Origin of the sequence: Thiobacter sp. AK1 (assembly GCF_039822265.1) — a bacterium.
Taxonomy (GTDB): Bacteria; Pseudomonadota; Gammaproteobacteria; order Burkholderiales; family Thiobacteraceae; genus Thiobacter; species Thiobacter aerophilum.
In genome coordinates this window covers 215,923-228,667 of record NZ_JBAJEX010000002.1, presented here as the reverse complement: position 1 = coordinate 228,667, position 12,745 = coordinate 215,923, and the positions used below count along the sequence as shown (strand labels likewise).

The 12,745-nt window shown below is 64.4% G+C and carries 7 protein-coding genes; 5 read left to right on the top strand and 2 right to left on the bottom strand.

All coding sequences use genetic code 11. The features are described 5' to 3' along the window. The first annotated feature begins 236 nt into the window (after positions 1-236). From pilG to V6E02_RS04435, 5 genes are all read left to right on the top strand, one after another. Positions 237-605, top strand: coding sequence for a twitching motility response regulator PilG (pilG, locus tag V6E02_RS04455; protein WP_347307656.1), 369 nt, complete (start codon positions 237-239; stop codon positions 603-605). A gap of 56 nt (positions 606-661) precedes the next feature. Beyond that, positions 662-1,027 carry a response regulator gene (locus V6E02_RS04450; protein WP_347307537.1) on the top strand — a complete coding sequence of 122 codons (366 nt, stop codon included), beginning with the start codon at positions 662-664 and terminating at the stop codon, positions 1,025-1,027. Between the two features lie 10 nt (positions 1,028-1,037). Next, the gene (locus tag V6E02_RS04445; protein WP_347307535.1) at positions 1,038-1,553 is read left to right on the top strand and encodes a chemotaxis protein CheW; all 516 of its coding nucleotides are present in this window, start codon (positions 1,038-1,040) and stop codon (positions 1,551-1,553) included. Positions 1,554-1,644: 91 nt separating this feature from the next. Beyond that, positions 1,645-3,756, top strand: coding sequence for a methyl-accepting chemotaxis protein (locus tag V6E02_RS04440; RefSeq protein WP_347307533.1), 2,112 nt, complete (start codon positions 1,645-1,647; stop codon positions 3,754-3,756). 18 nt (positions 3,757-3,774) lie between these two features. Then, positions 3,775-9,564 carry an Hpt domain-containing protein gene (locus V6E02_RS04435; protein ID WP_347307531.1) on the top strand — a complete coding sequence of 1,930 codons (5,790 nt, stop codon included), beginning with the start codon at positions 3,775-3,777 and terminating at the stop codon, positions 9,562-9,564. Positions 9,565-9,646: 82 nt separating this feature from the next. Here V6E02_RS04435 and V6E02_RS04430 read toward each other — a convergent pair whose 3' ends face one another. Continuing rightward, positions 9,647-10,471 carry an undecaprenyl-diphosphate phosphatase gene (locus tag V6E02_RS04430; RefSeq protein ID WP_347307529.1) on the bottom strand — a complete coding sequence of 275 codons (825 nt, stop codon included), beginning with the start codon at positions 10,469-10,471 and terminating at the stop codon, positions 9,647-9,649. A gap of 63 nt (positions 10,472-10,534) precedes the next feature. Then, positions 10,535-12,460, bottom strand: a complete 1,926-nt coding sequence (gene thiC, locus V6E02_RS04425) for a phosphomethylpyrimidine synthase ThiC (protein WP_347307527.1) — start codon at positions 12,458-12,460, stop codon at positions 10,535-10,537. Positions 12,461-12,745: the final 285 nt, after the last annotated feature.

Below are 12,745 nucleotides of genomic sequence, written 5' to 3'. Positions count from 1 at the left end.
TAGGCTTCATGGCGCCGGACTGGACCTTAGGTACGGAAATTGCAACACGCCGCCGGCGTGACATGCGCGAGTGGGGTGGGAAAGAAGTTCTGGTAATTTCTGAAAAAACACCCCTGCAGGCTTGATTTTCTAATACAATGAGTTGGCCTGTGCCTGGCCAGGGGATGTGCCGATGATGACAATGGCTTGGGGGTCATGTGGCTGAGACAACGAACAGTCTGGCGGGTATCAAGGTCATGGTGATCGACGACAGCAACACCATTCGCCGCAGCGCCGAGATCTTTTTGGCGCAGGCGGGCTGCGAGGTGATTCTCGCCGAGGATGGATTCGACGCCATGGCCAAGATTGCCGATCATCAACCCGATCTGATCTTCGTCGATATCATGATGCCGCGTCTGGATGGTTACCAGACCTGCATGCTGATCAAGAAGAACCAGCGCTTCCGCAACACGCCGGTGATCATGCTCTCCAGCAAGGACGGGCTGTTCGACCGGGTGCGGGGCCGCATGGTCGGCTCCGACGAATATCTGACCAAACCCTTTACGAAAGACACGTTGCTGGCTGCGGTGCGCAAGCATGTGCTGGCGAGTCCAGCGGCGGCTTGACTCCGTTTCGAGGACGTCACCAGCTTCGAGGACATCACAAGCGAGGATCCGAACCCATGCCCATCAACAAAGTCCTGGTCGTGGACGACTCTCCCACTGAACGACACTTTCTCTCCGAGATCCTGACCAAGCAGGGTTATCAGGTGATCATGGCGGAAAGCGGCGAGGAAGCCATGGAAAAGGCCAAGAGCCAGAAGCCCGATCTCATCCTCATGGATGTGGTGATGCCGGGGCTCAACGGCTTCCAGGCCACCCGCGCCATCAGCCGGGATGACGAGACCAAGCACATCCCCATCATCATGTGTACTTCCAAGGGGCAGGAAACCGACAAGGTATGGGGCATGCGACAAGGCGCGCGCGACTATCTGGTCAAGCCCATCAACCCGGACGAGTTGCTGCGCAAGATCGCAGCCCTTCGCTGATTTGCGACCCATGGCCCGCAAGACCAGTCTGCGCGAGTTCCAGGAAAGCGTCGTTGCGCGCCTGCAGAATGCCGCCGCCGGCGGCGCGGCAGCGGTGGCTTCCAAGGTTGGCGTGCTGGTGGGGCAGGAGCGCTGGCTGGTCAACCTTGGCGACGTGAGCGAGGTGATCCCCGTGCCGCCGCTATTGGCCGTTCCCCTCACCAAACGCTGGTTTCTGGGCGTGGCCAATGTGCGCGGCGTGCTCTACGGCGTGGTGGACTGGGCGGACTATCTCTACGGTCAGCCCAATGCAGCCGGCCTGGACAGCCGGCTTTTGCTCATTCATCCGCGTCATGGCGTGAATGCGGGGCTCTTGGTGCGCCAGATGCTGGGCCTGAAGACCCCGGACCAGCTTACGGCGAGCCAGACCGATGGCCTGCCGCCGGGTGTTGCCGCGGAATACGTGGATGCCGACGGCCAGGTCTGGAAGGAGCTGTCCATGCAGGCGCTGGTCAATCAGGCAGAGTTTCTCAACGTCGGCAGGTGAGCCGGCGACAAGCACGCACCGGCCTGGGGCGCCGGCCGCGACGTGATCCCAACGGGATGGGAAACACCGGATCAAGGAACGGAGACTGACAATGGGATTGTTCAACAAGAAACCGGCCGCTAAGAAAGGGGAGACATCCTCGCTGCACACCACACTCATCATGCAGGGGCTGCGTAAGCTCTCGGGCAAGGAGCCCACGCAGCTGCCGCTCATCGGGCACCTGCCCGCGGAAAAGCAGCAACTCTATTCCGGCGTGGCGGCGCTCGTGTTCATTCTCCTCGCACTGGGCACCTTGGCTCTCAATGCCTACCTGGTGGGCAACAAGGCCAAATACGTGGGGACCGCGACCGAGATGCAGATGCTTTCGCAGCGCATCGCCAAGGGCGCGCAGCAGGCCGTGCTGGGCAACCCGGAAGCTTTTCGTCAGATCAGGGATTCTCGCACCACCTTCGACCGCGACTTGAAGCGTCTAATGTATGGCGAGGGGACCTTACCGGCCTCGCCTTCCTCTGTGCAGCCGATTCTGAAGGAGCTCGACGCGGTATGGAAACGCATGGCGCAGCAGACCGACCAGATTCTTGAGCAGGAGAAGAGTCTAGTGGAGTTGAACAAGGCGGTGGCGGCCATCAACGCCGCCAACGTTCAGATGCTGGAACTCTCCGAGCAGGTGGTCTCCCTCATGTCCCAGACCGGTGCCGCAGTGCGCGACGTGTCCATGGCCTCGCAGCAGGTGATGCTGACCCAGCGCATGGCGAAGAACGCCAACAACCTGCTTTCCTCCGATGTGATCGATCCCGAGGTGGCCTTCCTGCTGGGCAAGGACGCCAACAACTTCCGCGACGTGCTCTTGGCCCTGCTCAACGGTAGCGAGGACTTGCGCATCAACGCGGTCAAGGACGCGGACACCCGCGAGAAACTCAAGGAGCTGGAAACCGTATTCAACGAATTCTACGGCCACGTCAACAGCATCCTGCAGAACATGCAAAGCCTGGTGAACGCCAAGCAGGCTGGTCGTGAGCTGTTCACGGGATCCGACAAACTGCTGGCACTGACCCAGAAGCTCACCGAGGCCTACGAAGGCATCGGTCGTGTGGTGGGGCCTTGGTTGGCGGCCCTGTTCGGTGCCATTGGCATCTTCGCCGCCGTGCTCTTTGCCTGGTCGGTGGTAAACGAGGCGCGCCGGCGCGCGATCCAGAGCGAGGAGGAAAACAAGCGCAACCAGGAGGCGATTCTGCGCCTGCTCAACGAGATGGGCGATTTGGCCGAAGGCGACCTCACGGTGCGCGCCTCGGTGACTGAGGACATCACTGGCGCCATCGCCGACTCCATCAACTACACCATCGATGAGCTGCGCCTTTTGGTGTCCGAGATCAACAAGGCCACCGAGCAGGTGACCCATGCCACGCAACAGGCGCAGGCGATTTCCGCGCAACTTTTGGAGGCAGCGCAGCGCCAGTCGAAGGAAATCGAGGAAACTTCCCAGTCCGTGCTGCAGATGGCCGAGTCCATCAACGAGGTGTCGGCCAGCGCCGCCGAATCCGCGCGTGTGGCGCAGCAATCCCTCCAGGCCGCGGAGAAGGGCCAGGAAGCGGTGCACAACCAGATCACCGGCATGAACGACATCCGCGAGCAGATCCAGGAGACCGCCAAGCGCATCAAGCGTCTGGGTGAATCCTCCCAGGAAATTTCCGAGATCGTGGAGCTCATTTCCGACATTACCGAGCAGACCAACATTCTGGCGCTCAATGCTGCCATCCAGGCCGCTTCCGCGGGTGAGGCGGGCCGCGGCTTTACCGTGGTGGCGGAGGAGGTGCAGCGGCTCGCGGAACGTTCCGGCGAGGCCACCAAGCAGATCGGCGCCATCGTCAAAACCATTCAGACCGACACTCACGACGCGGTGGCGGCGATGGAGAAAAGCACCCAGGGTGTGGTGGAGGGTGCGAAGCTCTCGGATGCCGCGGGTCAAGCCCTGGCCGAGATCGGTCGCGTGTCGCGGGAACTGGCGGCCCTGATCGAGACCATTTCCCAGCGCACCCAAGCCCAGGCGGAAATGGCCAAGATCGTCGCCAAGAACATGCAGGACATCCAGGCCATTACCACCCAGACCACCGAGGGCACCAAGCAGACGGCGGTGTCCATCGGTCAGCTGGCCAGCCTGGCGGCCGACCTGAAGGGTTCCGTGGCCGGCTTCAAGCTTTCCTGATTGCCCCGGCAGGCGGACATGAGCACACCATCGAATTTCGACATCGGCCCCCTCACCTGGGTCAAGGCAGAGATCGACGCCGCGCTCGCCAAGGCGCGGGAACAGCTCACCTTGTTTGCGGGCAACACTGCCGATAGCACGCCCCTCAAGTTTGCCCAGACCCATCTGCACCAGGTCACGGGCGCGGTGCAAATGGTGGGCTTGGACGGGCTGGCCCGTTTCGCGGAAGAAGTGGAGCGCCTGCTTGCCGCCTTGGAAAAGCGCGAGCTGGAAGCCGACGGCGACCGCCTAGACCTGGCCGATCAGGGATTCACTGCGCTTGCGCGCTATCTCGACGACCTCATGGCCGGCGCGCCCGATGTCCCCCTGCGCCTATTTCCCATTTATCGCGCCCTCCTGCAGGCGCGTGGGGCGGAGCGGATCAGCGAAGCGGATCTCTTTTATCCTGATCTCTCCGTGCGGGCGCCGCGGGCGGCGGCCGATTCGCCGGTGTCCGAGGCCGATTTTCCCCGTTACGTGCGCGCCGAGCGCAGCCAGTACCAGAAGGGGTTGCTCAAGTGGCTACGCCAGCCGCACGAGAGGGAGGGCCTGGAGCAGATGAAGCGGGCGCTTCAGGCCATCGAGGCCACCCAGACCCAGCCCGCCAACCGCACCTTCTGGTGGAATGCCGTCGCCTTTGTGGATGGCCTGCTAGAAGGCGGCTTGGAACCCGAATTTGCAGTAAAGTCTTTGTGCGCTCGCATCGATCAGCAGATTCGCCGCCTGGGTGAGCGTTCCAGCAAGGTGGCGGAGCGCCTGCTGCGCGACGTGCTCTACCACATCGCCCGCGCCAAGCCCGCCACCGAGCGGCTGGCCAGCGTGAAACAAGCCTACGCCTTGGACGAATACCTGGCCGCGGCACCCCTGGTCACGACAAGCGGCGACGAGCAAGCAGAGCGCCTGCGGCCGCTATTGCGGGAGCTTGGCGAACTCGTCGCCGGGGCTAAGGAGGCGTGGCTTAAGTTCACGGCGGGCAATCCGGATGCCCTCAAGGCCTTCCACGGCCACGCTGCGCGCCTGGCGGACAAAGCCCGCGCCCTGGAGCATCCGGCCCTGGACGAGTTGCTGCACGGCATTGCCCAAGGCGCGGCGCGCCTGATGGCCGGCGCGCCCCGCAACGAGACCGTGGACATGGAGATGGCCACCGCGCTCCTGCTTGCCGAGAATGCCATCGAAAACTTCGCCCACCTTTCGCCTGCCTTCGTGGGACAGGCCCATGTCCAGGGCAAGCGGCTGGCGGCCGCGCTCGCCGGCGAATCCCTGGCCGAGATCGAAGTCGTGCCACTGCTCGACGAGATGGCGCGGCGGGCCCAGGAGAAACTTCTGCTTGCTCAGGTGGGCACGGAGATTCAAACCAATCTGCGCCAGGTGGAGCAGGTGCTCGATGCCTTCTTCCGCGATCATACCAAGCGCGCGGAGCTTCCCAAGCTTGCGCGCTACATGACCCAGATCGAGGGGGCGCTGCGCATCCTGGAACTGGAGCGGGCGGCTGAGCTGCTCGCTGCTTGCCAGCGCATCATCGACCACTTCGCCGATCCCGCCTACGAACCCCAGCCGGGCGAGTTGGAGCGGCTCGCCGAAGGGTTGTCCGCTCTGGGCTTCTACGTGGAGGCGGTGCAGCACGGGCGGCCCGATGCGTTCGAAATCCTGGCGCCCGTGATCAAGCGTTTCCCTGAGCTCAAGCAGCGCGAGGCAGAAGCGCGGGAGGAGGAAACCGTCCTGCCACCCCTGGCCAGCGTCGAAGAAGGGCTGGAGGACCAAAAGAAACTGGCCCAGACCCTCTACGCAGCCTGGAAGGCCGATCCCACGGATGCTAACCGGGAGGCTCTACTCGCGCAGGTGGCTCTGCTACAGCAGGACGCCGACCTCATGGACGACGCCCGCCTGAAAGAGCGGGCAAGCCGCGTGCTCGACTTGCTTTCTGCCGGCACGGGTGCAACCGAAGCGCTCGATACCGCCCTGGCAGAGCTGGCGGCGCCCAGAGTGGCGACGGTGGCGCCCTCTGCGGAAACGGCCGCGTTGCTTGAGGCAAGCAAGGAGGCCATCGACCGCGAGATGCTGGAGGTCTATCTGGAGGAAGCGCAGGACGTGCTCGCCACAGTGGCGGAGCACTTGAGCCGAGTGCGCATCCAGCCACACGACCATGGCGCGCTCACCACGATTCGCCGTGGCTTCCACACCCTCAAGGGTTCAGGACGCATGGTGGGACTCACCGACCTGGGCGAGGTGGCCTGGGGCATCGAGCAGACCATGAACAAATGGCTGCAGGAAGAGCGCGACGCCACACCGGAACTCATCGACATGCTGCAACAGGCCCACGCGGCCTTCACCGGCTGGGTCGATACCCTGAACCGCGAGGGTCACGTGACCGTGCATGCGGATGAACTGCTGGCCAAGGCAGCGGCCCTGCGCGGCGAGCCGCCCCCCGGCCCGCCTTCTCCGCCCACGCCCCCACCCGGCCCCGGCGCCGCGACGGTCGCCGAGGCGCAAGCCGCGCCGGACACGCTGACAGGCCCGCAGACGGTCGCCGAAATCCAGGCGGAGACCGTAGGCGCCGCCGATGAGATGACCATGCCGGGAGACACCGCGCCCGGGGCCCGGCGCGACCCCGGGGAGGCCATGTCGTCCGAAACCGTGTTCCCCGAGCCGGAAAGCGGCGAGCAAGCCATCTCCGACAGCGAGCGGGAGCGGCCCCAGGCCGGGGCAACCGGGGCGCAGCCGCTCGCCACAGAGGGTCCGTCCGCGCCGTGGGAGGATCGGCTCACCGCCGACCCGCACCAGCTGCTCGAGTCGCTCGCCACAGAGGCGCCGGCGGCGCCGTTGGAGGCCATCGTGGAGACCCTGCCGGCTCCGCCCCCGCCCCCCAGCGAAATCGACGTGGGGGGACGCGTGCTTTCGCCGACTTTGTACGAACTCTTTCTGAACGAAGCGGGCCAGCATCTGGCTAGGCTGCGTGAAGGTCTCGCTGCGCTGCGGCAGGCGCCGGCCGCGCCCATCCCCTACGATTTCATGCGCGCCGCTCACACCTTGGGGGGCATCTGTAGCACCGTTGGCTTTGGCGCGCCGGCCGATTGCGCCTATGCCCTGGAACGTTTCCTGGTGGACCTGCTCGACCACCCGCGCGCCTTGCCGCCCGAGGACGTGGCGCTCATCGGCGGCGCCATCGAGGCGCTCAGCGCCATGGTCGAGGCGATTCGCCGGCGCGAGACCCCGACCCCCGCGGCAGACACGGTGGCGGCGTTGGCCCAACGCCTGGAGGCGGTCCGTGCCGCGCGTGCGGACAGTGAAGCGTCCTCGAGTGAGCCCGCGGCGGCACCCCTTGGCGCGCAGGCCGAGACCGGGTCGTCAGAAGAGCCGGTCCAGGGAAGGGATGACTTCTCGCAGGCCGTGTCAACGCCTGCCCAGGAGGCACGCGCTGCCGAAGCCGGGGCGCCAGACGGATCCGCTGCTGCCACGAGCATTTCGCCAGCGGCGGCCGCGCCCGAGCCCGCAAGCGGTATCCGCGACGACCTGGATGCGGATCTTCTGCCCATCTTCCTGGAAGAAGCGGAGGAACTCATCCCCATCATCGGCCAGCAGCTGCGGGCCTGGCAGGCTGCCCCGAGCGACCGATCCGCGCAGCAGGCATTGCAGCGCGCCCTGCACACCCTCAAGGGTTCCGCGCGCATGGCCGGGGCCATGCGCCTGGGCGAACTTACCCACCAGATGGAGACGCGGGTGATCGCCGCCATGGAAGGCGGTGCGCCGGAGCCTGCCCTATTCGAGCAGCTAACGGCCCATTTCGACCGCATCGGCGATTTGCATGATGCCCTCCAGCGGGGTGAAACTGCGCCTGCCGTGCCCACGGCGACCTCCGCGGCTGCCGCGGCAAGCGGCCCCGTGCCGGTGGTGCTGGGGTTGCGCGCCCAGACGGGGGCGCCGCTTCCCAGCGCGGTGGCCGAGCCAGAGGCGGGGCGGGCCATGCTGCGGGTTCGCGCCGACGTGGTGGACCGGCTGGTGAACGAAGCCGGCGAGGTGAGCATTGCCCGTTCCCGCATCGAGGGCGAGATTCGCAATTTCAAGCAATTGTTGAAGGAACTCACGGACAACGTGATCCGCCTGCGTGCCCAGTTGCGGGAAGTGGAAATCCAGGCAGAGACGCAGATGCAGTCGCGCCTGTCCATGGCCCAGGACGCGCACCAGGAATTCGATCCCCTGGAGTTCGACCGCTTCACCCGCTTGCAGGAACTCACGCGCATGATGGCCGAGTCGGTGAACGACGTCTCCACCGTGCAACAGGCCCTGCTTAAGAACATCGACGAGGCGGAAGCCGCGTTGCTGGCCCAGGCGCGCATGAACCGGGAATTGCAGCAGCAGCTCATGCACATCCGCATGGTACCCCTGTCTAGCATCACCGAGCGCCTGCAACGCATCGTGCGCCAGACGGCGAAAGAGCTCGGCAAGGAGGCCGTCCTTACTATCCAGGGCGAAGGGGTGGAGCTGGATCGCAGCGTGCTGGAAAAGATGACCGCCCCCTTCGAGCACTTACTGCGCAATGCGCTCGCCCATGGCCTGGAATCGCAAGCCGAGCGGCAAAGCGCCGGCAAGCCACCGGCCGGTCAGCTGAATCTCATCGCGCGGCAAGAAGGCAACGAAGTGGTGCTCACCATTGCCGACGATGGTGCTGGCATCGATCTCGAACGGGTGCGCGCCAAGGCGGTGGAAATGGGCTGGCTTGCGCCGGGCGAGGAAGCCTCGCCCGCCCGCCTCATGGAAATGATTTTCCAGCCCGGTTTTTCCACCGCTTCTGAGATTACCCAGATCGCCGGGCGCGGCGTGGGCATGGACGTGGTCCGCAACGAAATCGCCAGCCTGGGCGGCCGGATCGAGGTGGCCTCGGAAAAAGGCAAGGGCACCACCTTCACCATCTATTTGCCCCTCACCCTGGCAGTGACCCAAGCGGTGCTGGTCCATGCCGGTGGCCAGATCTACGCGATTCCCTCCAGCATGGTGGAGCAGGTGCAGGAACTGCGCCCGGAGCCCCTTGCCGAAGTCTATCGGAAGGGCCAGGTGGAATGGCTGGGCAATGTCTATCCCCTCTACTACCTGCCGCGGCTCCTTGGCGACGACACCACCCAGCCCGAGGCGCTGCTCTACACCTCGATCATGCTGTTACGCAGCGGCAGCCAGCGCTGCGCTCTGCACGTGGACGCCCTGGAAGGCAACCAAGAAATCGTCATCAAAAACATCGGCCCGCAGCTTGCGCGTGTCACCGGCATTTCTGGCGCCACCGTGTTGGGCAATGGCCGCATCGTGCTCATCATCAATCCGGTGCAACTGGCGCATCGCGAAACGCCTCACGTGGCGGCGCAGGTATCCATGCCCGCGGGGGAGGCGCTTAGCACCACGCCCGTCATCATGGTGGTGGACGATTCTCTTACCGTGCGCAAGATCACCGGCCGCTTGCTGGCCAAAGAAGGCTATCAGGTGATCACCGCGAAAGACGGTGTCGATGCCTTGCAGCAACTGCAAGAAACCCTACCGGCGGTCATGCTGGTGGACATCGAAATGCCGCGCATGGATGGTTTCGAACTCACCAAGAACGTGCGCGGCGACCCCCGCACGCGCCATATCCCGATCATCATGATCACCTCGCGCACCGCGGAGAAACACCGCAATTACGCCAAGGAGCTTGGGGTGAACGTCTATCTGGGCAAGCCTTACCAGGAAGAGGAACTGCTTGCCCACATCGAGCGCTTCGTGCGCGAGGGCGCGGTACTCGCGGCCTGACCTGGCACTTCGTTTCCGCGACGCGGCTTGTGAAGGCTGTGTTGCTCGCGGCTTTAGCCGCGCCCCAGCCATTCCACAGCGCTCATGCGCCGAACGCGCTGCCCCACTGGTCCCGATAGAAGAACAGGACGACTAAGCCCAAGGCGATGCGATACCAGGCGAAGGGAATGAAGCTGTGGCTGGCCACCCAGCGCAGCAAGGCCTTCACGGCCAGCATGGCGGCGATGAAGGAGGCCGCGAAGCCCACCGCGAACAGCGGCAGGTCGGAAAGCCGCAGGAGCAACCAGTTCTTATATACGTCGTAGAACGTCGCCGCGAACATGGTGGGGATGGCGAGAAAGAACGAAAACTCGGTGGCCGCCCGCCGCGACAAGCCAAACACGATGCCGCCCATGATGGTGGCCCCGGCGCGCGACACACCCGGAAACATGGCGAGCGACTGGGCGAAGCCGATCTGCAGCGCCTGCTGCCAGCTCATGGCATCCACTGTCTGCACACGGGGATGGTAGGCACGCTTCTCGATATAGAGAATCGCCAATCCACCTGCGATCAGCGCCGCAGCCACCGTGATGGGATTGAACAGATACGCCTTGATGGTGTGATGAAACATCACTCCGAGCACCGCGGCTGGCAGAAAGGCCACCAACAGGTGAAACACGAAGCGTTGTTCCCGGGGCACATGCGCCACGCCCTGCGCGACTTGCGCCAGACGTTGCCGGTAATCCCAGCACACGGCGAGGATGGCGGCGAGTTGGATGGCGATCTCGAACACCTTGCCGCGCTCGTCGTTGAAGTCGAGCAGGTCGCCCACCAGGATCAGATGACCAGTGGAGGAAACGGGCAGAAACTCGGTCAGGCCCTCGACGATGCCAAGCAGAAGAGCCTTGAGAAGCAGAACGATATCCATGAAGTCTCGCGCCGCGCAAAGCCGGCATTGTATCGGCTTTGCGCAGGCAGGTGTGACGGCGCGTCAAGCCTTGCGGTAGATTTCGGCGCCGCTTGCGACGAACTCGATGGATTTCTGCGCCATCCCGCGGGCGAGGGCTTCTTCTGCGCTCACACCTTGCTGGGCAGCGTATTCCCGCACGTCCTGGGTGATCTTCATGGAGCAGAAATGCGGGCCACACATGGAGCAGAAGTGGGCCAGCTTGGCCCCCGCCTGGGGCAGGGTTTCGTCGTGAAATTCCCGCGCCCGGTCTGGATCGAGACCGAGGTTGAACTGGTCCTCCCAACGGAACTCGAAGCGCGCCTTGGATAGGGCGTTGTCGCGGATCTGAGCGCCGGGATGGCCCTTGGCCAGATCGGCGGCATGGGCGGCGAGCTTGTAGGTGATGATGCCTTCCTTGACGTCCTGCTTGTTGGGCAGGCCCAAGTGTTCCTTGGGCGTGACGTAGCACAGCATGGCCGTGCCATACCAGCCGATTTGCGCGGCACCGATGGCGCTGGTGATGTGATCGTAGCCCGGGGCGATGTCGGTGGTGAGCGGCCCAAGGGTGTAGAAGGGCGCTTCATCGCACCATTCCAGTTCCTTGTCCATGTTCTCCTTGATGAGCTGCATGGGCACGTGGCCGGGCCCTTCGATCATCACCTGCACATCGTGCCGCCAGGCGATCTGCGTGAGTTCGCCGAGGGTCTTGAGCTCTGCAAGTTGCGCCTCGTCGTTAGCGTCATAGATGGAGCCGGGCCGCAGGCCATCGCCCAAGGAGAAGGCCACGTCGTAGGCTTTCATGATCTCGCAGATTTCCTCGAAGTGGGTGTAGAGGAAGTTCTCCTGGTGATGGGCCAGACACCACTTGGCCATGATCGAGCCGCCGCGGGAGACAATCCCCGTCAGCCGGCTGGCGGTCAGCGGCACGTAGCGCAACAGGACCCCGGCATGGATGGTGAAGTAGTCCACGCCCTGCTCGGCCTGCTCGATCAGGGTGTCCCGGAAGATTTCCCAGGTGAGTTCCTCGGCGCGGCCGTCCACCTTTTCCAGTGCCTGGTAGATGGGCACGGTGCCGATGGGCACCGGGCTGTTGCGGATGATCCATTCGCGGGTTTCGTGGATGTGCTTGCCGGTGGACAGGTCCATCACCGTGTCGGCTCCCCAGCGGATGGCCCAGGTCATTTTTTCCACTTCCTCGCCGATGCCGGAGGACACCGCGGAGTTGCCGATGTTGGCATTCACCTTCACCAGGAAATTGCGGCCGATGATCATCGGCTCCGATTCCGGATGGTTGATGTTGGCGGGAATGATGGCGCGCCCGCGCGCCACCTCGTCCCGCACGAATTCCGGCGTGATGGTCTCGGGGATAGAAGCACCGAAGCGCTGGCCCGGATGCTGGCGAGTGAGCAGCGCGGCCATGCGTTGGCCGGTCGGGCCGGCGGCGCGCAGGCTCTCCAGGTATTCCTGGCGCCGCAGGTTCTCGCGGATGGCCACGAATTCCATTTCGGGCGTGATGATGCCCTGCCTGGCATAGTGCATTTGGGTGACGTTCATGCCGGCCCTGGCGCGGCGTGGGCGCCGCTTCAGATCGAAGCGCAGATGGGCAAGCTTGGGGTCCGTAAGCCGCGCGCGTCCGTACTCGGAGCTGGGGCCCGGTAGCACCTCGGTGTCGCCTCGCTCCTCGATCCAACGCGCCCGCAAGGGCGTAAGCCCTTTGCGGATGTCGATGTTCACCTCGGGGTCTGTGTAGGGGCCAGAAGTGTCATAGACAAAAATCGGTGGGTTGGGCTCCGCGCCGAAAGAGGCGGGCGTGTCGCTTTGCCGGATCTCGCGCATGGGCACGCGAATGTCCGGGCGCGAACCCTCGACGTAAATCTTGCGGGAATTGGGGAAAGGCTGGATGGCGGCTTCGTCCACCTTGGCGGTGGCGGCGTCGAATGGGCCTGCGGGATTCAAAACGGCGTTCATGGCGCGCTCCGGTTGGTGGGAGCGGCGGCGGGGGGCCGTCGCTTCCCTACGGCGGTATCAACCGCATCAGGTTCAACCCAGATCATCCATTAGACCGGCGGGTGCGCCATGAACTGCACGGCGCATGACACGCATCACCCACTTTTGGAGATGCCACCCGCGCCCAAGCGGGGGTGGGTGGCCACGCGTGCTCCGGCTCGCGCTCGACTCCTCGGACAGGTGTTCAAGCTGGCCTGCGACCGTCTTACGCAACCCAGGCGCGCCTGGGCCCACCCCATGCGGCGT

What these genes read in the sequence shown, in the direction of transcription:
- pilG (WP_347307656.1), top strand. Translation starts at nt 237, where the DNA reads ATGGTGATCGACGACAGCAACACCATTCGCCGCAGCGCCGAGATCTTT.
- V6E02_RS04450 (WP_347307537.1), top strand. Translation starts at nt 662, where the DNA reads ATGCCCATCAACAAAGTCCTGGTCGTGGACGACTCTCCCACTGAACGA.
- V6E02_RS04445 (WP_347307535.1), top strand. Translation starts at nt 1,038, where the DNA reads ATGGCCCGCAAGACCAGTCTGCGCGAGTTCCAGGAAAGCGTCGTTGCG.
- V6E02_RS04440 (WP_347307533.1), top strand. Translation starts at nt 1,645, where the DNA reads ATGGGATTGTTCAACAAGAAACCGGCCGCTAAGAAAGGGGAGACATCC.
- V6E02_RS04435 (WP_347307531.1), top strand. Translation starts at nt 3,775, where the DNA reads ATGAGCACACCATCGAATTTCGACATCGGCCCCCTCACCTGGGTCAAG.
- V6E02_RS04430 (WP_347307529.1), bottom strand. Translation starts at nt 10,471, where the DNA reads ATGGATATCGTTCTGCTTCTCAAGGCTCTTCTGCTTGGCATCGTCGAG.
- thiC (WP_347307527.1), bottom strand. Translation starts at nt 12,460, where the DNA reads ATGAACGCCGTTTTGAATCCCGCAGGCCCATTCGACGCCGCCACCGCC.